Source organism: Actinomadura rudentiformis (assembly GCF_008923185.1).
Classification (GTDB): Bacteria; Actinomycetota; Actinomycetes; order Streptosporangiales; family Streptosporangiaceae; genus Spirillospora; species Spirillospora rudentiformis.
In genome coordinates this window covers 57,555-77,593 of record NZ_WBMT01000018.1, presented here as the reverse complement: position 1 = coordinate 77,593, position 20,039 = coordinate 57,555, and the positions used below count along the sequence as shown (strand labels likewise).

Here is a 20,039-nt window from a genome sequence, read left to right as displayed (position 1 = left end):
GTGCCTGACCTGCCCCGGTATGTGACACTGGCTGGAATGCCACTGTTCCGGAGGATCCAGCCATGAGCCGGCCGCATCGGGTCGCCGTCCTGGCCGTGCCGCCCGTCGTGCCCTTCGACGTCTCCATCCCCGACCTCGTGCTCGGCGGCTCGGTGCATGAGGGACGGCGGCTGTACGAGGTGCGGATCTGCACCCTCGTACCGGGAGTGATCAAGACGTCCGCCGACTACGGCCTGGAGATCTCCAACGGCCTGGAGATCCTGGAGACGGCCGAGACGATCATCGTGCCGGGAACGCACACCCGTGAGGGGATCGACCCAGCGGTCCTCGACGGCCTGCGCCGGGCCGCCGCCGACGGGCGCCGCATCGTCTCGATCTGCACGGGCACCTTCGTGCTGGCGGCTGCCGGGCTGCTCGACGGGCGCCGCGCGACGACGTACTGGCGCCGGGCGGAGAAGTTCGCGGCGCTCTTCCCGGCCGTGGAACTGGATCCGAGCGTGCTGTACGTGGACGACGGGCAGATCCTGACGTCGGCGGGCCTCGCCGCTGGCATCGACCTCTGCCTGTACATCATCCGCAACGACTACGGTGCGGCCGCCGCCAACGCCGCCGCCCGCCGCGTGGTCGTGGCTCCCGTGCGTTCCGGCGGCCAGGCCCAGTTCATCACCGCGCCGCGTCCCGAGCGCGCGAACGGGGACAGCCTCGCCTGCACCCAGGCATGGGCCCTGGAACGCCTCGACCGTCGCCTCACGATCGACGACCTTGCCAGGCAGGCGCGGATGAGCAGCCGCACGCTCGCGCGGCGGTTCCGTGCGGAGACGGGGCTCAGCCCGCTCCAGTGGCTGCTCCGCCAGCGGATCGACCGCGCGCGAGAGCTCCTGGAGACCACGGACCTGCCGATCGACGAGGTGGCCCACACCAGCGGGCTCGGCAGCGCCGACTCGCTCCGTGCCCATCTCGTCCGCCAGGTCGGCCTGACCCCGACGGCCTACCGCGCCACGTTCACCCAGCGGGGTTAGGACTCCGAAGCCTGAGCGCGGCGTGCGCGTGCCCGCCGCTTGCCTTCGTGCATCGCCTGCACGCGGGCGATCGGGATGCCGTGGCCCTCCTCGATCAGGTCGGCGCTCAGCCTCTGCGGCGCGGGCATCAGCCGGGCCCACGGATCGCCTTCCGTGATCAGCTGCGCCGCCGTGCGCAGGGTGAAGTCCCGCGGAGTAACGTCGTCGAGCTGGTCCCAGGCGACGGGGAACGACACGGGCGTGCCAGGCCGTGTACGCGGGCTGTAGGCGGCCACCACCGTCGCCCCGCCCGCCCGGGTGGAGTCGAGGAACACCTTGCCCTCGCGGTCCTCCCGGATGAACGCGGTCGTGGCGAAGGACGGATCGAGCCGTTCGGCGCGCGCAGCGATCGCCCGGGTCGCCGCGGCCGCGTCCTCAGCCCCGACTCCCTCGATCGGCACGAACACGTGCACACCCTTCGCGCCGCTGGTCTTGACCGCCCCCTCCAGGCCGGAGCCGGCCAGGGCCTGCCGCACCAGGTGCGCGGCGCGGACGGCCATCTCGAACGTGTCCCCGGAGGGCGGGTCCAGATCAAGCACCAGATGGGTGGGATGGGCCAGATCTTCAGCACGCATCAGGGTCGGGTGGTATTCGATCGCACGCTGGTTGGCGAACCAGACGAGCGTCCGCCGGTCATCGCACAGCGCGTAGGACACCTGACGCTTGGAGGACTCCGCCCACAGCGTCACCGTGCGCACCCACGGCGGCGTGTACTTCGGGACGTTCTTCTGCATGAACGGCTCCCCGCCCCGGTGCACGCGGATCACCGACAGCGGCCGGCCGGCCAGCCCCGGAATGATCTGGTCCGCGACGGCGTCCAGGTAGTCCACCAGGTCCCGCTTGGTCGCGTCGGACCCGTCGAACAGCGACTGATCGAGATTGCTCAGCGGAACGCCCGCCCGCTCTTCACCACCGGCCATCACGCCACCTGCCTCGAGCCGGATGCCACCGGACCGTCTGGGATCGGATCATCTACCGAGTATGTCGTGCGTCACAGACAGTTGAACCTCCACCCGGGTGGAGCTCCTACGGTACGAGCACGACTCGAGGAGGAGTGCATGAGGGCACCTGACGTGCGGCGGCTCGCCGAGGGCCTGCGACTGCAGACGGCCGGTCTCGCCGGCACCGTGACGGGCACCCACCCGGGCACGTGGATCCCCACCTGCCCTGAATGGTCACTACGCGATCTGGTCGAGCACGTCGGCCAGGCGCAACGCTGGGCGGCGGCGCTCGTGGAGCAACGCGCCACCGAACCTCTGCCGCTCGAGCCCGTCGTCTCCCTGGACGCCGGCGACTGGCCGGAGTGGCTCCTCGCAGGAGCCGAATGGCTGATCGCAGCCACCGAGGAGTGCGACGTTGAGGTATGGACGTTCTTGGGGCCGCGGCCCGCGACGTTCTGGCTACGCCGGATGCTGCACGACACGTCGGTTCATCACGCGGATGCCGCCCTGGCCCTTGACCGCCCCTACGAACTGGCACCGGACCTCGCCGCCGATGCGATCTGCGAAGGCCTCGACATGATCTCCGGTCCCCTGGCCGAGACGCTCAACCCCGGATTCACGGCGCTGCGGGGCGACGGCGAGGCCCTTGCCCTCCAGCCCGCCGAGCCGGACGTGGACGGCTGGCTGATCACCCGCACCCCGGGCGGAGTGACGTGGAAACGGGGGAACGGCGCGGCGAACGTCGTCGTGTCGGCCGGCGTGACGGACCTGCTGCTTGTGATCACCCGGCGTCTCCCGCCCGACGATCTGCGTACCGAGGTCATCGGCGAACGCCCGCTCCTCGACCACTGGCTGGAGCACACGGCGTTCGAGGGCGCCTCATGAGGGTGGTGGTGTGAACGCCGGTGTTAGCGTCGCGGCATGGTGACGCCCGTAGAGTCCCCGCCCGAGCCACCGGAGTCGCTGACCGATCCGCGTGAGCTTCTCCTGGGATACCTCGATTTCTATCGGGACGCCGTGCTGCGCAAGCTCGACGGTCTTCCGGAGGAGCAGCTGGGCTCCAGCGTCCTTCCGTCGGCCTGGACGCCGCTGGAACTGCTCCACCACCTGACCTACGTGGAGACACGGTGGGTCAGGTGGGGGTTCGCGGCCGAGCCCGTCGACGAACCATGGGGCGATCGCGGGCCGGACGGACGGTGGCGCGTACCGGACGGCATGCCGGCCGAGGACGTGAAGGCGGCCTTCCGCGAGGCGTGCGACCGGTCACGGCAGATCGTGGCGGCGGCGCGGCTCGACGACATCGCCTCGACGGGCGGGCGCTTCGACGGGTCGCAGCCCGTCCCGTCGCTGGCGTGGATCCTGTTCCACCTGCTCCAGGAGTACGCACGTCACGTCGGCCACCTCGACGTGACCCGCGAGATCATGGACGGCGTGATCGGCGAGTGAGAGGCTCCTCCAGGACCCGCGACCCGAGGAGTCTCCGTGAGCCCGACCCTGCGTAGCGACGCCGCCGGCCTTCAGGAAGAGCTCGTACGGCTGCGGCGGGCCCTGCACCATGAGCCGGAGCTCGGGCTGGATCTGCCGCGCACGCAGGAGAAGGTCCTCGCGGCGCTGGCAGGTCTCCCGCTGGAGGTCACCACGGGCAAAGGCCTCACGTCGGTGACCGCGGTGCTGCGCGGCGCCCGGCCGGGCCCGACCGTCCTGCTGCGCGGTGACATGGACGCGCTGCCGGTGACCGAACGCGGCGACGCCGAGCTGATCTCCCGTACGCCCGGGGCCATGCACGCCTGCGGCCACGACCTGCACACCACGATGCTCGCGGGCGCGGCGCGGCTTCTGGCCGGGCGCCGCGGCGAGCTCGCCGGCAACGTCGTCTTCATGTTCCAGCCGGGCGAGGAGGGCGCGGGCGGCGCCCGGATCATGATCGAGGAGGGCGTGCTGGAGGCGGCCGGTGAACGGCCGGTCGCCGCGTACGCGCTGCACGTGCTCTCGGCGGGCCTCCCGGCCGGGCTGTTCGTCTCCCGGAGCGGCCCGATCATGGCGGCGGCCGATCGGCTGCGGGTGACCGTGCGCGGCGCGGGCGGGCACGGCTCCCTGCCGCACCGGGCCAAGGACCCCCTCCCGGCGGCCTGCGAGATGGTCACCGCGCTGCAGACGATGCTGACGCGCGACTTCGACGCGTTCGACCCGGTGGTCCTCACCGTCGGCAACTTCCACGCCGGAACGACCGACAACGTCATCCCCGACGAGGCGTACTTCTCCGGCACGGCCCGTTCGTTCTCAGCCGAGGCGCACAGCCGGCTCAAGGACCGCTCGGCCGAGTTGATCCGGGGCATCGCCGCCGCGCACGGCCTGGAGGCCGACGTGGACTATGTCCAGGACTACCCGGTCACGGTGAACGATCACGCCGAGGCGGCCTTCGTGGGCGACACCGTCCGGGAGGCGTTCGGCGAAGACCGCTACATCACGGCGCCCAATCCGCTGCCCGCCTCGGAGGACTTCTCGTTCGTCTGCAACGAGATCCCGTCGGCGTTCGTAGCCCTGGGCGCGTGCCCTCCGGACCGCGATCCGGGCAAGGCGGCGTTCAACCACTCCCCCGAGGCCGCGTTCGACGACGCGGTGCTGGCGGACGGCGCCGCGCTCTACGCCGAGCTCGCCACCCGCCGTCTGGCCTCCCCCGCCGGCTGACCCTGCCGACTGCCCCTGCCAACTGACACGGTTCATGAAGTGACATCCCCTCTCTTCGGGGAATGACCATCGGCATGATCGGGGAACATGTCCTCGTCGGATACGCACGGGACACGGGCGGGCGGGAGGCCCTGGAGCTGGCCCGGGCCATCGTCGGCCTGACGGACGGCAAGCTGACCGTGGCCTCCGTGTACCCGCCGGACCGCCCTGCGGCCGCGGGCGAGGCCCATGCGCTCCTCGACCAGGCGCTGGACCTCCTCGACGGCGCCACCGCCGAAGCCGCCGTGCACGAGAGCCGGAGCGTCGGCCGGGGCCTGTCCGTCCTGGCCAGCAGGATCGGCGCCGACATCATCGTGGTCGGCTCCACGGGCGGCGGCGCCCGGGGCCGGATCACCGTGGGCAGCACCGCCGACCATCTTCTCCACGCGTCCACCGAAGCGGTCATGCTGCCGCCCGCGGGCTACACGCCCCCGGAGGAGCTCAGCCGGATCACCGTGGCCTACGTACGCCGCCCGCAGTGTGACGAAGCCGTCATCCGCGCCGCCCTGGCCGCCCTCGCCCTCGACGTGCCGCTGCGCCTGCTCACCCTCAACGTCGACGACGCGCGCCCCGATCCACTCCGGGACGACCTGGCCCTGGCGATCAGGCTCGCCCGTGACTCGTCCGGCCTGCCGGCCGAAGCCGTGACCGCCGAGCTGGCCGAGGGAGACGACGTGGCGGACGCCCTGGACGACGTCGACTGGCCCGAGGGAGAGCTGCTCGTCTGCGCGAGCAGCGAGGACGCCGGCGCGCACCGCGTCTTCCTCGGCGAGATGGCCCTCAAGGTGCTCCGTGCGGCGCCCTGCCCGGTCACCGTTCTTCCGAGGGGCTATTCCTGACATAGTCACGCCCGACTACGACCCCTGTAGTCCAGATCGACCGTTTCATCCGGAACGACTTGCTCCCTGCTCTTTACCTCGGCTACATTCCACCGAGATCGGAGCGTGACCTGGTTGGGCCGCTCCGACCCAGGGGTGGCAAGGAGCGAAATGGACCCGGTCGGCAAAAAGCTGCTCGACATCGCCAAGGACCAGCTCGGTTACACCGAGAAAGGCGATGGTTACACGAAGTTCGGTGACTGGTACGCCAAGAACGTCGATGGCGACCACAACCCGTACTTCAAGACGGCGCCGTGGTGCGACATGTTCCTCGCCTGGGCCGCCGACAAGGCCGGCGTGACCGAGTCCGCAGGCCAGTTCGCCGCCACCGTCGACCACGCCAAATGGTTCAAGAAGCAGGACGCCTGGGGCGAGAAGCCCGAGCCCGGCGCCATCGTCTTCTTCGACTGGTCCGGATCCGGCGACATCGACCAGATCGACCACGTGGGCATCGTCGAACGCGTCGAGGGCGACGCCGTCCACACGATCGAGGCCAACGCCGACGGCTACAAGCTCATGCGCAAGGAGCGCTCCGTCGACCACATCGTCGGCTACGGCTTCCCCGGCAAGGTCAAGACCGCCACCACCAAGTACACCCCCAAGCACGCGGCCCCGGCCCCCTCCGTCGAGACCCTGGCCCCCGACACCTCCGCGACGGCCAATCTCCACAAGAAGGAGCCGGCCCCCGAGTCCCCGCTCCCCTCCCAGGAAGTGATCCTCGGCGGCTTCCTCGCGGTCATCCTCTGCGGCACCGTCGCCCTCGCCGCCGGCAAGGCCGCCGCCGCGATGGCCCCGACCTCTCCCCCGGTCCGCGTCCGCAAGCGCGGCAAGCACCACCGCCCCGCCCACCCGGTGCAGCTGCCCGCCGAGGTCACCCCCGCCGACCTGGAGGCCGCCGAGACCGCCACGACGATCATGCCCGCCCTCTCCCTCGCCGCCGCCCACGAGGCCGAGGACCGCGAGTTCTGGGGCCGCATCGCCCATCTCAAGGAGGACGAGGAGCTCGCCTTCTGGGATTCCATGCACGCCGAGAGCACGCTCTCCAGCCGCGCCGAGTACGCAAGCACTCCGGGATTCCGCTAAAGTTAACCCCAGAGCGAGCCAGGGAGTGATCCCCGGACGCCATGCGGAAGTGGCTCAGTTGGTAGAGCATCACCTTGCCAAGGTGAGGGTCGCGGGTTCGAATCCCGTCTTCCGCTCTGAGAGGCATTGCAGCGCAAGGCCTCGCTCGGTGGAGTGGCCGAGAGGCGAGGCAACGGCCTGCAAAGCCGTGTACACGGGTTCAAATCCCGTCTCCACCTCGACGCGCATGTCGCGGCAAGGGCGATTAGCTCAGTGGGAGAGCGCTACCTTGACACGGTAGAGGTCACTGGTTCAATCCCAGTATCGCCCACCACCCTTTCCCGAGGTCAAAGCCTCGTCCCAACAAGATCGGGACGAGGCTTTCGCCGTCTCCTGGCGGAAAACTGGAGATCATCCGCCGGTGAGCACCACAATGTCGGGCTCACTCACCCACGGCTCGGTAACGCTCTGTGATTTCTGCAGCGAGCGAGGGCGGGACGACGCGGAGGAGATGGCGCCGTTCGGCAGCTGTCAGCTTGACATGGGTACGTCCTCGGGGTGCCGGGCTCGGAGCCAGCGGCAGCCGTAGGCGTCCAGGCTCACCCGGGCGCGTTCCTCGGCGGATGGCTCGGTCGTCCAGTCCTCCAGCAGATCGGCCAACTTCCAGGAATCGCTCAGTCCGGAGACGGCGATGTCGACCTCGACCGGCGTCGCCGCGAAGTTGTGCAGTGTCACCAGCAGGGCGTCCTCAGTGCGGAACTCGACGGCCAGCACGGCAGGCTGGCCGGTGTCCAGGACGGTGAAGTCGCCCCAGGCGAACTCCGGGTTCTGCCGGTAGAGCTCGGCCAGTGCGCTGATCCACGACAGCAGCGAATCGGGCTTGCCGCGTTGTTCGGCCACGTTGACCTGGTCCGGGCCGTACTCGCCCTGAACGACCGGGCTGGGGAAACTGGAGGGGTCGGCGGTGGAGAATCCCGCGCCGGGGCCCGGTCGCCATTGCATCGGGGTACGGACGGCGAGCCGGCCTTCCGCGTCCAGGTCCTCCCCCATACCGATCTCCTCCCCGTAGAAGAGCACCGGCGTCCCCGGCAGGGAGAACAACAGGCTGTAGACCATCCTGAGGCGCCGCATGTCACCGCCGAACATGGTGGGCAGCCGCCGCCGCAGACCTCGCCCGTACAGCTGCATCCGGTCCTCGGGGCCGAACGCCTTGAAGACCTCTTGTCGTTCGTCCTCGGTGAGCTTGTCCAGCGTCAACTCGTCATGGTTGCGGACGAACGTCGCCCAGTGCGCGTCCCGTGGCGCGTGGGGCCGTTCGCGCAGCGCCCCCGCCAGCGGGCCGACGTCACCACGGGCCAGGGACAGATACAGCTTTTGCATGCCGACGAAGTCGAAGCACATCGTCAGCTCGTCACGTTCCTCCCCGTAGTAGGGCATCGTCTCGGGGTAGGTGAGGTTCACCTCGCCCAGCAGCACGGCTTCGCCGCTGCGGCGGGCCATGAACGCACGGAGGTCGGCGAGGTATTCGTGCGGGTCGGGCAACCGCTCCGCGTCGGGCTGGCCCGTGGTCTCCAGCATGAACGGCACCGCGTCCACCCTGAATCCCGACAGCCCGAGCTCCATCCAGAACCCCACGATCCGCGCGATCTCGTCCCGTACGGCCGGATTGGTCAGGTTGAGGTCGGGTTGGTGTTTGTAGAAGCGGTGGAAGTAGTACTGACCCGTCCGCTCCTCGTACTGCCACAGACTCTGCTCGCGGTCGGGGAAGGTGATCCCCTGAGGCCCGTCCTCCGGTGGTTCGTCGGCCCAGACGTACCAGTCGCGGAACGGCGAGTCGCGGCTCTCGCGGGCGCTGACGAACCAGGGATGCCGTTCGGAGGTGTGGTTGACGACCAGATCGGCGATCACCCGGATGCCGCGGTCGCGGGCGGTCCGGACGAACTCCACGAAGTCGCCGAGGGTGCCGAGCCGATGATCCACCCCGTAGAAGTCGGTGACGTCATAGCCGTCGTCCCGGTCCGGCGACGGATAGAACGGCATCAGCCAGATGCACGAGATCCCGAGGCGGTCGAGGTAGTCGATCTGCTGGGTGAGCCCGCGGAAGTCACCGCACCCGTCGCCGTTGCCGTCCTTGTAGGTCTCGATGTCCATGCAGTAGACGAGCGCGTTCTTCCACCAGACGTCGGATGTCAGTGTCAGCTTCATTGCGATCCTTCCACCAGATGCGGCAGCACCTTGGCGCCGAACGCATCGATGAACTGGTCGAGTTCCCGTCCGACGTGGTGGAGGTAGATCCCGTCGAAGCCGAGCTCGGCGTACTCGTGCAGCCAGGCGGCGTGCCGGCCGAGGTCCGCCGAGACGTTGACCGCCTCGGTGACCTGCTGCGGCGTCACGTGCTTGGACACCTCATCGAAGTGCTCGACCGTCTCCAGGTCCCAAGGCACCGGCGGCGCGAACACGTTGCTGCGCCATTGGTCGTGCGCGATCCGGGCGGCCTCATCCTCGTCCGGGGCCCAGCTCAGGTGCACCTGCAGGTGGAGCGAGCCACGGCCGCCGTTGTCACGGTAGGCGTCCACGATCCGGGTGAGTGTCTCCTGCGGGGCGTTCACCGTGATGAGCCCGTCCGCCCAGCCGGCGCACCAGCGGGCGGTGTCCACGCTCACCGCCGCGCCCACGAGCTTCGGCACGGTCTCCGGCAGCGTCCACAACCTGGCCCGGTCGACGGTCACCAGGCCGTCATGGCTGACCTCCTCCCCGGCCAGCAGGGCCCGGATGATCTGAACGCATTCGAGCAGCCGCGCGTTGCGGACCTCCTTGCGGGGCCAGCCGCCGCCGGTGATGTGCTCGTTGCTGGCCTCACCGCTGCCGAGTGCCGCCCAGAACCGCCCCGGATACATCGCCCCGAGCGTGCCGATCGCCTGCGCGATGATCGCCGGGTGGTAGCGCTGGCCCGGCGCGTTCACCACGCCGTACGGCAGCCCGGTGGCCTGCAGCGCGGCCCCGAGCCACGACCAGGCGAACGCCGACTGCCCCTGCCGGGCACTCCACGGCGAGAAGTGGTCCGACGACATCGCCGCCGAGAAACCCGCCTGCTCGGCCCGGCTCATCGCCTTGAGCAATGCGCTCGGATGGATCTGCTCGTGCGAGGCGTGGATTCCGTAGACCGCCATGAGCCGGTCTGTACCCGACGAATCCGCGACTATCACCCGGCGGTTATTTTTACGGAAACCGCAGCCGAGCAGGCCACCGCGCCACCGGGTGTCGCCGCCGAAGCCCTGGAGCACCGGCGGATACGAAGCCAGACGTCCACTCCGTACGACGGCTGCAACTGATGTGGGTCGCCATCTCGTGGCCGTGGCGAGTGTGGGAACGTGGCCGGCCTGAGGCGCGTCAGAGCGTGCGATCACCCCATCTAGCCAGGGACATCATGAAATCACCACACGGTCAGCCATCTGCGGAACAGTCGCCTGCCGGGCCGGTCCCGGACCGCCCCTGGGCCGTCCACGTCGCCGTCACGCTGGCCGCCCTGCTTTGGATCACGTTCATTGTGAACAGCGCGGCGGAGAACCCGGACTCGGTCTTCAGCTCACCCAACATCTGGTACGCGCTGATCTGGTCGGTGATCTACGTGGCGTGGCTGTACCGGGTCCGGCGCGGTGGGCCGAACGCGATCAACACCATGTCGATGCTCGCCGGCGTGATCGGCGGGCTCGGAGGTGCGCTGGTGATCTGGCTCGGGTCCCAGGGGACGGACTCGAGCGACTGGACGTCCAGCGCCCCGGCGGCCGCGTTGGCCGTCGCCATGATCACGGTCTGCGCGCTCCTGCGCCTCCCCGGCGTCCAGCGATGGGCCGCCGCCAGCCACGCGGCGGCGGTCGAGCGGCGCGCTACGCAGTCCGTCGATCCGGGGCAGGAGCCGGCAGGTCCGGCCGATCAGCTCCGTTAGCCGGAGCCCGCGCTGCGGGCAGCGTCGAGACGTCCACCTCCCGGTCGGCGCCGGGCACACCTTGCAGGCGCGGCGCCGTGCACATCGTGCTGGTGCGGGCGCGGCGCCGGACTTCACCCGGACGCCATGTGAACACTCCATTACGCGCCGGAGGTGCCAGCCTTGGTCATGCCGGTTTCCGGCCCGGCCTCACCATCAAGCTCAAAGAGGCCGAGATGACGTAGCTGTGCGCGGCTGGCGATGCCGAGCTTGGGGAAGAGCTTGTAGAGGTGGTAACCCACTGTGCGTGGGCTGAGAAACAGCCTGGTGCCGATCTCACGGTTGCTCAGTCCTTGCGCGGCAAGACGCGCGACCTGCAGCTCTTGCGGGGTGAGCCGCCCGGCCAGGTCGGCCGGCCGGTGGTCGGCCGCGCCGCCGAGTGCGCGCAGTTGGGTCCGGGCGTGCTCGGACCAGTGCGAGGCACCGAGACGATCGAACAATGCGACGGCGGTGCGCAGGTGTTTGCGGGCCTCGGTGGGGCGGCGGCCACGGCGGGCCCACTCGCCGTGAAGGACCGCGATGCGGGCCTGTTCGAACGGCATCTGTGCCCGGACGGCGGCTGCCGCGGACGTCGCGCAGTCCTTGTCCGCGGAGGGATCGCCGTCGTAGGCGGTCAGCAACGCCCGGCAGCGCAGAACCTGGACGTCGACCCACGGCGAGGTCCGGCCGTGGGCCCATGAGGAGAGGTCGGCCGCGGCCTGCTTGGCCGTTTCGACCTCTCCGCAGCGCAAACTCGCCTCGACAAGGTCGGCGGTGGCCTTTCTACCGATGTCCGGGTGGCCGCTGGGAAGGGGCCCCGACGTCGAGCCGATGAGCTCGAACGCCTCGCGGTGGTCGCCTGTGGCCAGAGCAAGCAGCCCGTCCGCCCAGGTGGCCCGTGCCGCGGCCAGTCGATGCCGGGTGCGCCAGGCAAGGGTGAGCGCCGTGCGGCTGTGGACTCGGCCGCCTTCGGCGTCTCCCCGGACCGCCGCCAACCGTGCGAGGTGCGCGGCGAGGTCCGCCTGACGCGCCAGGTGCTCGGCATCCTCGGCGTGACGTAGGCCCTCTTCGGCATGGGCGATGCCCGCCTCCCACTGGCCCATCTGGTACTCGATCTCGACGAGCCAGCTCAGTGCCACGGTGAGCAGGCTGAACATCCCGCTGGTTCGGAATCGATCGGCCACCTGCAGACCGAGGGCGCGGGCCAGGGCCGGGTCGGGCCCGCGGGCGGCGACGGCCAGAAGCCACAGCCACCGCCGCGGGTCGCCGGTGCCGAGGTCCGCCGGGACCACCCCGGCCAGCCGTGAGATCGCGCCGTCTTCCGGTGTGAGGCGGTCGTCCATCGCGGCCTCCAGAACCTGGGCGGCTCGGCGATAGGCCGAACCGCCGGGCTCTGTGCCCAGCCGCCTCGTCAAGGACTGTGCGGTCGCGATTTCGCCGGCCTGCCAGGAGGCATCGCAGGCGGCGAAGAGAGCGGCGGCGATATCGTGGGGAGCGGTCATGCGCGCGTCGTCGACCGAGCCGGCCAGCCGGGCCGCCGCGATCACCTGGTCGCCCGTGTACCACTGCATGTAGCCCTGCAGGCGTTCCAGATCCACATCGGTTTGGTGGGCACTTCCCCCGCCAACGGATGACGGGGTCACGGCGATCGCCGCCGCCTGCGCGGCCAGTGACTGCGCACGCGCCGAATCGGCGGCCTTCCAGGCGTCGTAGGCGGCCGTGAGGAGATGATGGCGGCGGCGCTCCGGAAACCGGGTGAGCTGCGCGGCCCGCTGGTACGCCGCCGAACTCGCCGCGAGCCCGCCACCGCTTCGCAACTGTGCCGCATGGTGGGCGAGCGTCCGCGCACGCTGTTCATCGGTGCCGGTCGCGGCCAGGGCTCGGTGCCACGCCGCACGAGCGGGATCGTGGTCGGTGAGTTCGGCGGCGAGCGCTTCATGCGCCTCGGCCCGATGGGCGAACGGCGCGTTGTGGTAGACCGCCGACCGCATCAGCGGATGCCGGAACCGCAGCGTCTCCGGATGCGCCGCCACGGTGCTGACGACGAGGAGACGCGCGGCCTCGGCGGCGGTAAGCGCGTCGGCGCCAAGCCCGGAGCGGGCCAACGCGCCGAGAACCACGTCGTATTGGCCGGTCTCGTCGGCCGCCGCGACGACCAGCGCGCGCCGGCTGTGTTCGGGGAGCGCTCGGAGCCGATCGGTGAAGGCGTCGCGGAGCCGGTCGGTGAGCGGGACGGTCTTCGACATCGATCCCGTCGCGGACAGGTGCCCGGTGTCGCCGAAGACGGCCAGCTCCAGCAGAGCGAGGGGGTTGCCGCCGGAGCGCTCGGTGAGCACCTCGACGATGCGTCGCGGTGGAGACCAGCCCTGGCCGGCCAGAAGCTCTCCGACGGCGTCCGGGGCCAGGCCGCCGACCGGCAGCGTGGGGAAGCCGGCACGGGAGAAGTGGTCGGCCTCGTCGAGATCGCGCCGGGCGACCAGCACCGCGATCGGATCGGTGGTGATACGGCGGGCGGCGAACAGCACCGCTCGCGCCGATCCGGTATCGAGCCAGTGCGCGTCATCGACCACGACCAGCAGTGGACGCCGCGAAGCCAGGAGCTGCCAGGCGGCCAGGACGGCCGCACCGACCGCCCCCGGAGTTGTCTCCGACGCGGCGGTGGTCGTGGCGGATCGGGTCGTGGGCCACAGCCTGTCGACGACGTCGCGGTGCGCGTCGGCCAGCCCATCGAGCTGCGCGCAGACCGGCGCCAGGAGCTGGTGGAGCCCGCCATAGGGCAGGTCGATCTCCGACTCCACGCCGGTGCAGCGCAGGACCGTCATGCCGGTCGCGTGCGCCGCCGCGTCGTCCAACAGTGCGCTCTTGCCGATCCCCGGCTCGCCCCGCACCACCACGACCTGACCGTGGCCACGCCCCGCATCCGCCAGGCGATCGGCGAGGATCCCTCGTTCCATTTCCCGGCCGATGAGCACCTGTCCACACTAACCGGCGGTGAAGACCAGTCGTTTTGACAGATGCCCGCCGGCGGGTCCGCCACGAGGGTTGAGTCCGGAAGATCCCAGTGACCAGGAGGAAATCGTGACCGACGAGACCACTGACGGTGCGCACACCACCGGCCCCAGCCGACGGCGCCTCCTCGGCGGCACCGCCGCGGGGCTGGCCGCCGCCGCCGTCCCGACGGTGGCGGGTCAGCGTGCGGCGCAGGCGGCACCCGGAAAGGCCAGGCGGTTCACCGGCAAAGTCGTGATCATCACCGGCGCCACTTCGGGGATCGGTGCGGCCACGGCCCGGGCGTTCGCCGCCGAGGGCGCGCGGGTGGCCTTCTGCGGGCGCCGCGAGAAGCTGGGAAGACACGTCGAGGCGACCATCCGAAAGGCGGGCGGGGAAGCCACCTACATCCGTGCCGACGTACGCGACGAGCGGCAGATCGTGGCCTTCGTCAACCGTGCGGTCACGCTCTACGGTGGCCTCGACATCGCCTTCAACAACGCCGGGATCAACTGGTTCAAGCCGCTGCACGAGATCACCGCCGCGGAGTACGACGACATGCAGAGCACCAACGCCCGCGGGGTCTTCCTGGCGATGAAACACCAGATCCCCCACCTGCTCAAACGAGGCGGCGGGGCGATCGTGGTGACCTCCTCGCTCGGGGTGGAGATGGCCCGCCCCGGCGGCTCGGCCTATTCCGGCAGCAAGGGCACCCTGGAGGGAATCGTGAAAGCGGCGGCGCTCGACTACGGCCGGCACAACATCCGGGTCATGGCGATCCAACCGGGCACGATCGACACCCCAATGGTCCGCGGCGCCCTTCCCGACCTCAGCGACGCGGAATGGGAACAGGCCAAAAAGGTCTTCGCCCAGCTCAACATCGACGGCCTGCCGAGGATGGGAGAGACCACCGACATCGCCACCGCGGTGATGGCGCTGTGCAGCGACGACTTCGCCTACATGACCGGCGCCTCGGTCATGGTCGACGGCGGCGCCACCGCCGGCCGTCGGATGATCTTGCCGAACCAGTGACCACCAAGCCCTGCAGCGGCCGGGGGTCACCACAGGTCCACGATGTCCGTCACCACCACGAACGACCCGGCCACCGTGAATCAGGAGAACGTGAGCGCCACCCTGACTTTCGCCGTGCCCGCCGCGACGGTGTTCGCGGTGCCGGCGGACCCGACGGCGGCGTGCCCGGTAAAAGAGGGCGGCTCTCTCATGCATCTGTCAAGCGGCTGTGGCCATGTGACCAAGGTCGTAGGGACATCGATTCGCAGGACGGCGTGCGGGACGCTGTTGTTCTGTCGATTCTTGAGGCGTACGACCTCACGGACAGTTCCCGTGCGGCGGTCGAGCTGGCGGGGTGCGACCACACACGGTGGCTCGCTATGTACCGGTGCGCGCGGTTAGTCTCCGCGAGGTCGCCCGCCTAACAGGGCACCCGGCCCTGCGGGCACCGGCGCGTCCTGGTGCCAGAGGGCCATTCCCGTTGATCGGAATTGGCTCTCGGGGCCCTGGCCTGGCATCGGGGCCGTCACCAGACTTCTCGACGGCGTGGTCGTCGTTCCGGCGACGGCCGCGTTCCCGCCGAAAATCCTTCGAGGAGTACCACATCATCATGCGTCGAACGCTTTCCCTTTCCGCGGCCGGCCTGGCCGGCGCGGCGTCCCTCGCTCTCGCGGCCCCGGCCGAGGCCGCCCCCGTCCAAGCGGCGGCACCAGCCTCGGCTCAGGCCGCCGACGGCTGGTCGAAGTGGAAGACCGGCAAGATCAAGAAGCCGATCAAGGGCGTCGCCGTCTCCTGGAAGTACCACACGCGCTGGGAGATGGGCGTGAAGGAGCTGCAGATCCAGTTCCACCTCACCGACACCGCGAGCGACAAGCGCCATCCGCGCATGTACATGGAGTACACGTCGTGGAGCGGCGTCAAGAAGACCATCGACTTCAAGGGGCCCCACAAGAAGCACACCTACCGCTGGTGGAACGGATCGCCGCGATCGATCAAGGTCCGCGAGTGCGTGGCCGGCCACCCCTTCCAGCGCATGAAGTGCAACAAGACGTGGACGAAGGTCTACAACTACAAGTAGACAGCTGATCTCACCCCTCATCCAATCTGGTGGTGAGGGGTGAGAACGGCCTGGACGATCGCGGTCAGTAGATTTTCGGGAAGCCAGACCGTCCAGTCCCTCGAAGCCTGGTTGACCTGCGGTCCGGCGTGGTCTGGGCTGGCACGGAGATGTCGGAGAGTTTCAGAGCCACCTGGCCCTCGGAGGTGGCCCGTGACCGTCTGCTTTTCGTCGTCGGCTGATCGGTGCGCTCACCAAGCCGCAGGACTGCGGCGCTCCTGGCAACCGTCGGCTGGTGTTGCGGTCAGGCGCGGTCGCGGAGCCGGTAGATCAGGTGGGTAGACACCGCGGCCCTCCATGACGCGCGGGTCGAGTCGTTGAGCCGGCCGGAGGTCTCGAGGATGGGCAGACTTTCTTCGGCACCACGATCAGCGACTTTTCTGGCTGGCGGGCTGAGCATCCGTAAGACAGGTGCGACTCCAGGTCCTGCTGCCGCCGTTGAGTGTGACTTCGCCGTTCTGGGGTCACGGGAGGCGGGGGACGGAGACCGGCGCGCACTCAGTCCTCTTGGACGGGGCTGCCGGCGGAGGGCTTCCGGTCCACGAGTTCGGTGATCCTGGACGGCTCGACGCCGCACAGTCGCAGGAGGCTCCAGGCCAGGGCGCGGGCGGCTTCGGCGATGGTCATCTGGCCGGTGGTCACGGCCTCCCCTGCGGCGTGGCCGAGGGAGACGGTGGCTGTGGCGAGCCAGGTGGCCGACAGGTCTCGGGTGAACTCTCCGGATCGTTGCCCTCGGGTGAGCACTTCCTGGAGATGGTCGACCACCGGACGGTGCTGAGCGCGCTCATCGTCGGTGGTCGTCGCCTCGACGTTCAGCAGCCGCATGTAGCGCTGGAAGGGACGCCAGCTCACGTCGAGCAGGCGCAGCAGGGCCTCGGCGGCGGAACCCTCGTCCAGCCGGGCGGTGTCCATCTCGGCGACGGTTTCGGCCGTGATGGCGTCGATCACGGCCCTCACCAGTGCGTCTCTGTTTCCGAAGTGGGCGTAGACCGTCTGACGGCTGACTCCGGCCGCGGTGGCGATGTCCTCGATGCTCGCATGGGGCTCGGAGGCCAGGACCCGCTGGGCGGCCTGCAGGACGGCGGCCGCACTCCGATCGGCGTCGGCACGGCGTCGCCTGCGCCGGGAAGCCGATATCTCAGACATGTTGTCAACTTTAGCAAACCTCGATAACTTGGACATCGTGTCAGAGATAAGAGCTGAAACGTCCCGGCGCACCGTGCTGCGCTCGGGCCTGCTGATGACGGCGGCTGCGGCGCCTTCGGTTCCCGGACGCGCCGCTGCGGCGGATGAGACCATCGCGCTCACCGGAGTCACGGTCGTCGACGCCACGGGGCGCCCGCCCCGCCGCGACATGACCGTGCTCGTGCGAGGGCAGCGCATCGCGGGACTTGGACGCCGGGGAACGGTCACCATTCCCGCCGGTGCCCGGGTCCTCGACCTGCCCGGCAGGTTCGTGATCCCCGGCTTGTGCGACGCGCACGTGCACAGCGTCCCCGACGAGCGGATCTCCCCGCCGCTCCACCTGGTCAACGGCATCACCACCGTCCGGGAGATGTCCGGCTCCCCGCTGCTGCACCAGTGGCGCGAGCGGACCCGCCACGGGGAGTTGCTCGGTCCGCGATCGGTGATCGCCAGCCGTATCGTGGACGGCGCGCCCACGATCGGGGACCCGGCGGTCTTCACCGAGGTCGCCACCGCCGACCAGGCTCGCGCGGCCGTGCGCCAGGCCAGGCGCGAAGGCGCGGACTTCGTGAAGGTGTACTCACGGCTGCCCCGCGACTTGCACCGGGTGATCGCCGATGAGGCACGCCGCTGCGGCATCCCGTTCGCCGGACACTGCTCCGACGCTGTCGCGCTCACCGCCGCCAGCGCGGCGGGACAGCGCAGCATCGAGCACCTGTACGGCATCTGGTACGACACCTCGACCCGCGAGCCGGAACTGCGCGCCCGGATCGCCGCCATGCGCATCGAACGCGGCGACTACCTCCACTGGATGCGCGAGACCCACCATCTGGAGTGGGACGCGGCCACCAGCTACAACCCCCGCAAGGCGGCGCGGGTGTTCGCCACGTTGGCCCGCAACCGGACGCGGATGGTGCCCACCCTGACCGTCTACCAGGTGCTGGATCGGCCGGAAGAGGTCGACCCGAACGACGAGCGGCTGCGCTACGTTCCGGCCGCGGTCGCCGAGGGCTGGCGGTGGGCCCTGGACCACGTCATCAGGGCCGGCCGCACCCCGCAGGAGATCGCCCAGCACCGCGCGCTGCTCGACCGCCGCCAGATGCTCGTCGGCGCGATGGCCGACGCCGGAGTGCCGATCGTCGCGGGAACGGACGCGGGCGACGTGCCGTTCCAGGTCCCCGGATTCGCCCTGCACGACGAGCTCGCCGCGCTCGTGCGGGCCGGGCTGTCGCCGGTGCGCGCGCTGCGGGCCGCCACCATCGAAGCCGCCCGCCTGCTCGGCCTGGACCACCTCCTCGGCACCGTGGAGGTCGGCAAGCTGGCCGACCTGGCCGTGCTCGACGCCGACCCCCTGGCCGACATCCGCAACACCACCCGCATCCACGCGGTCCTGACCCGCGGACGCCTCATCACCGCCGAACACCGCGCGCGGATGCTGGCCGACATCGCTCGCGCGGCCGCCGAACCCCCGGCCGCGCCCTGAATCAGCGGCCCGCCGCGATCCTCGCCGCACGACCACCCCGGCCGGACGACCGCCCGGGCCGTCCCGTGCGCTTTCCCCAAGGAGTTCCCTCATGAAAACCCGGCTCATCGCCGGACTGGCGCTGCTGTCCACCGGCCTGCTCGCCGGAGCGTTCGGCTACGGCGCGACCAACGTCGCCCCCACCTTCGACGCGGTCCCGCTGGAGGTGCGCCTGACCTTCCACTCGGCACTGATGCGGATGAACGGCCCCGTCATGCAGACGGCCATGGCCCTGGCCGTGCTGAGCTCGCTCGCCCTGGCGGTGTCGACGCGCGGAAAACCGCGCCTGCTGGCCGGTGCGGCCAGCGCGCTGGCGGTGGTGTCGTTCCTGGTCACCCGGTTCGGCAACGTCCCCATCAACCAGAAGATCAAGGTTTGGGCGGTCACCGCGCCCCCGCCCGACCACGCCGAGATCCTCCAGCGGTGGGAGGCCTTCAACATCGTGCGCACCGTCACCGCGCTGGCGGCGTTCCTGCTCATCATCACGCTCGTCCTGCGTTCCACCCGAGAAGTTGATCATTGACGCGTCCTTGGACGGACCACGACGTTCTGGACAGCCTGGCCCTCACCATGACCGCTACGCCGAGCGCGCATGCTGCGCCGGCGCCCGCCGTCCCCTGCGTTGGCGGGCGCGGTACCCCGGCCAGCGATCAACCAAGGTAAGTAGACGTTTCGGACGCGAAGGAGATGGGATGGGGCGTGCGTGGGCCTACGCGCGGGTCTGCTCCCGGACAGTGAGCCAGGTTTCTCCGGGGTTGCAGAAGAATGGAGAGACACGGGGATGAGCTTCCGGCTGGCGGCGTATGCCGTGTGCATCGAGGACGGGCGCGTGCTGCTCGCCCGTCACGTGCCACCGAAGGGCGAGACCAACTGGACTCTTCCGGGTGGCAGGGTCGAGCACGCGGAGGATCCGTTCGACGCGGTGATTCGGGAGGTCGCTGAGGAGACCGGCTGCGACGCGGTGGTCGAACGCCTGCTGGGCGTGGACTCAAGGGTGATCCCCGCGGCTGAGCGCACCATCCCCGGCGGACCCGAGCACCAGAATGTCGGCATCTTCTACCAGGTCCGTATCACCGGCGGCCACCTCCGACCTGAGCCGAACGGCGAAACCGCCGAGCCGACCTGGACTCCGATCCCCGACGTCGCTCGCCTGCGCCGGTCATCGCTGGTCGACATCGGCCTCACCCTGTCACAGACCCTCCCGGCAACCGGCCATGTCGCTCACGTCCCGGTCGGCGGCCTGATCCAGCACTGAGGTCACCACAACATCTACCTGGCTCGCTTGACCGTCATCTGGCTCACACGATCGGCAGGACAGTCTTCACGACCAGTGGAGATCGCGTAGTCGAGGTCGCGGCCCCCTCCAGGAGCCCCACGTGCAGGCGACTTCGGACATCCGCGCAGATGGCTTCGGAAATCGACACCCAGGCAGTTCACCGACGGTGCGCGAACTGGCGCCGCTGCTCACGCTGCAGCGGGGATCCCCTGGCTGGTTGTTTCTCAGGTCGCGCGGTCGTTCGTCGTGGAGTGGTAGGTGGCGATGATGACGTGTTGCGGTGGGCACGTGGGTGCGCGGTCACGTCCCA

General features: G+C 69.9%; 17 protein-coding genes and 3 tRNA genes. 15 read left to right on the top strand and 5 right to left on the bottom strand.

Going from position 1 to position 20,039, the window contains the following annotated elements; genetic code table 11:
* The first annotated feature begins 62 nt into the window (after nucleotides 1-62).
* Nucleotides 63-1,019 carry a GlxA family transcriptional regulator gene (locus F8566_RS33450; RefSeq protein ID WP_151565866.1) on the top strand — a complete coding sequence of 319 codons (957 nt, stop codon included), beginning with the start codon at nucleotides 63-65 and terminating at the stop codon, nucleotides 1,017-1,019.
* Here the strand turns inward: F8566_RS33450 and F8566_RS33445 are convergent.
* Nucleotides 1,016-1,978, bottom strand: a complete 963-nt coding sequence (locus F8566_RS33445) for a DNA polymerase domain-containing protein (protein ID WP_151565865.1) — start codon at nucleotides 1,976-1,978, stop codon at nucleotides 1,016-1,018. The genes F8566_RS33450 and F8566_RS33445 overlap by 4 nt on opposite strands.
* 138 nt (nucleotides 1,979-2,116) lie before the next feature.
* Here F8566_RS33445 and F8566_RS33440 point away from each other — a divergent pair, with 138 nt between their 5' ends.
* The 8 genes from F8566_RS33440 (at nucleotide 2,117) to F8566_RS33405 (ending at nucleotide 7,000) form a co-directional block, all read left to right on the top strand.
* The gene (locus tag F8566_RS33440; protein WP_151565864.1) at nucleotides 2,117-2,884 is read left to right on the top strand and encodes a maleylpyruvate isomerase family mycothiol-dependent enzyme; all 768 of its coding nucleotides are present in this window, start codon (nucleotides 2,117-2,119) and stop codon (nucleotides 2,882-2,884) included.
* 36 nt (nucleotides 2,885-2,920) lie between these two features.
* On the top strand, nucleotides 2,921-3,445 hold the full coding sequence (locus F8566_RS33435; protein ID WP_151565863.1) for a DinB family protein: 525 nt from the start codon (nucleotides 2,921-2,923) through the stop codon (nucleotides 3,443-3,445).
* A 36-nt stretch (nucleotides 3,446-3,481) separates the two neighbouring features.
* Nucleotides 3,482-4,687 carry a M20 metallopeptidase family protein gene (locus tag F8566_RS33430; RefSeq protein ID WP_151565862.1) on the top strand — a complete coding sequence of 402 codons (1,206 nt, stop codon included), beginning with the start codon at nucleotides 3,482-3,484 and terminating at the stop codon, nucleotides 4,685-4,687.
* 62 nt (nucleotides 4,688-4,749) lie between these two features.
* Nucleotides 4,750-5,565 (top strand): universal stress protein, encoded by an 816-nt coding sequence (locus F8566_RS33425; protein WP_225993733.1) that lies wholly within the window; start codon nucleotides 4,750-4,752, stop codon nucleotides 5,563-5,565.
* A gap of 150 nt (nucleotides 5,566-5,715) precedes the next feature.
* The gene (locus F8566_RS33420; protein ID WP_151565861.1) at nucleotides 5,716-6,687 is read left to right on the top strand and encodes a CHAP domain-containing protein; all 972 of its coding nucleotides are present in this window, start codon (nucleotides 5,716-5,718) and stop codon (nucleotides 6,685-6,687) included.
* 43 nt (nucleotides 6,688-6,730) lie between these two features.
* Nucleotides 6,731-6,803 (top strand) — tRNA-Gly (locus tag F8566_RS33415).
* Nucleotides 6,804-6,834: 31 nt separating this feature from the next.
* Nucleotides 6,835-6,905, top strand: a tRNA-Cys gene (locus F8566_RS33410).
* 20 nt (nucleotides 6,906-6,925) lie between these two features.
* Nucleotides 6,926-7,000 (top strand) — tRNA-Val (locus F8566_RS33405).
* 197 nt (nucleotides 7,001-7,197) lie between these two features.
* Here F8566_RS33405 and F8566_RS33400 read toward each other — a convergent pair.
* Nucleotides 7,198-8,871 carry an alpha-amylase family protein gene (locus tag F8566_RS33400; RefSeq protein ID WP_151565860.1) on the bottom strand — a complete coding sequence of 558 codons (1,674 nt, stop codon included), beginning with the start codon at nucleotides 8,869-8,871 and terminating at the stop codon, nucleotides 7,198-7,200.
* A complete protein-coding gene (locus tag F8566_RS33395) occupies nucleotides 8,868-9,836 on the bottom strand; it encodes a TIGR03885 family FMN-dependent LLM class oxidoreductase (protein WP_151565859.1) in 969 nt (322 codons plus the stop codon). The genes F8566_RS33400 and F8566_RS33395 overlap by 4 nt, the downstream gene beginning before the upstream one ends.
* 257 nt (nucleotides 9,837-10,093) lie before the next feature.
* On the opposite strand from F8566_RS33395, the gene F8566_RS33390 reads away from it, so the two are divergent.
* The gene (locus F8566_RS33390) at nucleotides 10,094-10,612 is read left to right on the top strand and encodes a hypothetical protein (RefSeq protein WP_151565858.1); all 519 of its coding nucleotides are present in this window, start codon (nucleotides 10,094-10,096) and stop codon (nucleotides 10,610-10,612) included.
* A gap of 140 nt (nucleotides 10,613-10,752) precedes the next feature.
* Here F8566_RS33390 and F8566_RS33385 read toward each other — a convergent pair whose 3' ends face one another.
* Nucleotides 10,753-13,602: a helix-turn-helix transcriptional regulator gene (locus tag F8566_RS33385; protein WP_264159492.1), complete on the bottom strand. Its 2,850-nt coding sequence runs from the start codon at nucleotides 13,600-13,602 to the stop codon at nucleotides 10,753-10,755.
* A gap of 106 nt (nucleotides 13,603-13,708) precedes the next feature.
* On the opposite strand from F8566_RS33385, the gene F8566_RS33380 reads away from it, so the two are divergent.
* Together F8566_RS33380 and F8566_RS33370 are read left to right on the top strand one after the other, a co-directional pair.
* Nucleotides 13,709-14,650, top strand: coding sequence for an SDR family NAD(P)-dependent oxidoreductase (locus F8566_RS33380; protein WP_192809989.1), 942 nt, complete (start codon nucleotides 13,709-13,711; stop codon nucleotides 14,648-14,650).
* Between the two features lie 589 nt (nucleotides 14,651-15,239).
* A complete protein-coding gene (locus F8566_RS33370) occupies nucleotides 15,240-15,707 on the top strand; it encodes a hypothetical protein (RefSeq protein WP_151565855.1) in 468 nt (155 codons plus the stop codon).
* A 537-nt stretch (nucleotides 15,708-16,244) separates the two neighbouring features.
* On the opposite strand, the gene F8566_RS33365 is transcribed toward F8566_RS33370, so the two are convergent.
* Nucleotides 16,245-16,892, bottom strand: coding sequence for a TetR/AcrR family transcriptional regulator (locus tag F8566_RS33365; protein ID WP_151565854.1), 648 nt, complete (start codon nucleotides 16,890-16,892; stop codon nucleotides 16,245-16,247).
* A gap of 37 nt (nucleotides 16,893-16,929) precedes the next feature.
* On the opposite strand from F8566_RS33365, the gene F8566_RS33360 reads away from it, so the two are divergent.
* The 3 genes from F8566_RS33360 to F8566_RS33350 all read left to right on the top strand — a co-directional run bounded on the left by F8566_RS33360 (nucleotide 16,930) and on the right by F8566_RS33350 (nucleotide 19,708).
* On the top strand, nucleotides 16,930-18,414 hold the full coding sequence (locus F8566_RS33360) for an amidohydrolase family protein (RefSeq protein ID WP_192809988.1): 1,485 nt from the start codon (nucleotides 16,930-16,932) through the stop codon (nucleotides 18,412-18,414).
* A gap of 91 nt (nucleotides 18,415-18,505) precedes the next feature.
* Nucleotides 18,506-18,976 (top strand): DUF1772 domain-containing protein, encoded by a 471-nt coding sequence (locus F8566_RS33355; protein ID WP_151565852.1) that lies wholly within the window; start codon nucleotides 18,506-18,508, stop codon nucleotides 18,974-18,976.
* A gap of 258 nt (nucleotides 18,977-19,234) precedes the next feature.
* Nucleotides 19,235-19,708 (top strand): NUDIX hydrolase, encoded by a 474-nt coding sequence (locus tag F8566_RS33350; RefSeq protein ID WP_151565851.1) that lies wholly within the window; start codon nucleotides 19,235-19,237, stop codon nucleotides 19,706-19,708.
* The last annotated feature ends 331 nt before the right edge of the window (nucleotides 19,709-20,039 follow it).

Bases quoted from the DNA above. Each gene is read 5' to 3' on its own strand.
- F8566_RS33425 (WP_225993733.1), top strand. From the start codon at position 4,750: ATGACCATCGGCATGATCGGGGAACATGTCCTCGTCGGATACGCACGG.
- F8566_RS33390 (WP_151565858.1), top strand. From the start codon at position 10,094: ATGAAATCACCACACGGTCAGCCATCTGCGGAACAGTCGCCTGCCGGG.
- F8566_RS33365 (WP_151565854.1), bottom strand. From the start codon at position 16,892: ATGTCTGAGATATCGGCTTCCCGGCGCAGGCGACGCCGTGCCGACGCC.
- F8566_RS33420 (WP_151565861.1), top strand. From the start codon at position 5,716: ATGGACCCGGTCGGCAAAAAGCTGCTCGACATCGCCAAGGACCAGCTC.
- F8566_RS33400 (WP_151565860.1), bottom strand. From the start codon at position 8,871: ATGAAGCTGACACTGACATCCGACGTCTGGTGGAAGAACGCGCTCGTC.
- F8566_RS33435 (WP_151565863.1), top strand. From the start codon at position 2,921: ATGGTGACGCCCGTAGAGTCCCCGCCCGAGCCACCGGAGTCGCTGACC.
- F8566_RS33445 (WP_151565865.1), bottom strand. From the start codon at position 1,978: ATGGCCGGTGGTGAAGAGCGGGCGGGCGTTCCGCTGAGCAATCTCGAT.
- F8566_RS33350 (WP_151565851.1), top strand. From the start codon at position 19,235: ATGAGCTTCCGGCTGGCGGCGTATGCCGTGTGCATCGAGGACGGGCGC.
- F8566_RS33440 (WP_151565864.1), top strand. From the start codon at position 2,117: ATGAGGGCACCTGACGTGCGGCGGCTCGCCGAGGGCCTGCGACTGCAG.
- F8566_RS33355 (WP_151565852.1), top strand. From the start codon at position 18,506: ATGAAAACCCGGCTCATCGCCGGACTGGCGCTGCTGTCCACCGGCCTG.
- F8566_RS33370 (WP_151565855.1), top strand. From the start codon at position 15,240: ATGCGTCGAACGCTTTCCCTTTCCGCGGCCGGCCTGGCCGGCGCGGCG.
- F8566_RS33395 (WP_151565859.1), bottom strand. From the start codon at position 9,836: ATGGCGGTCTACGGAATCCACGCCTCGCACGAGCAGATCCATCCGAGC.
- F8566_RS33450 (WP_151565866.1), top strand. From the start codon at position 63: ATGAGCCGGCCGCATCGGGTCGCCGTCCTGGCCGTGCCGCCCGTCGTG.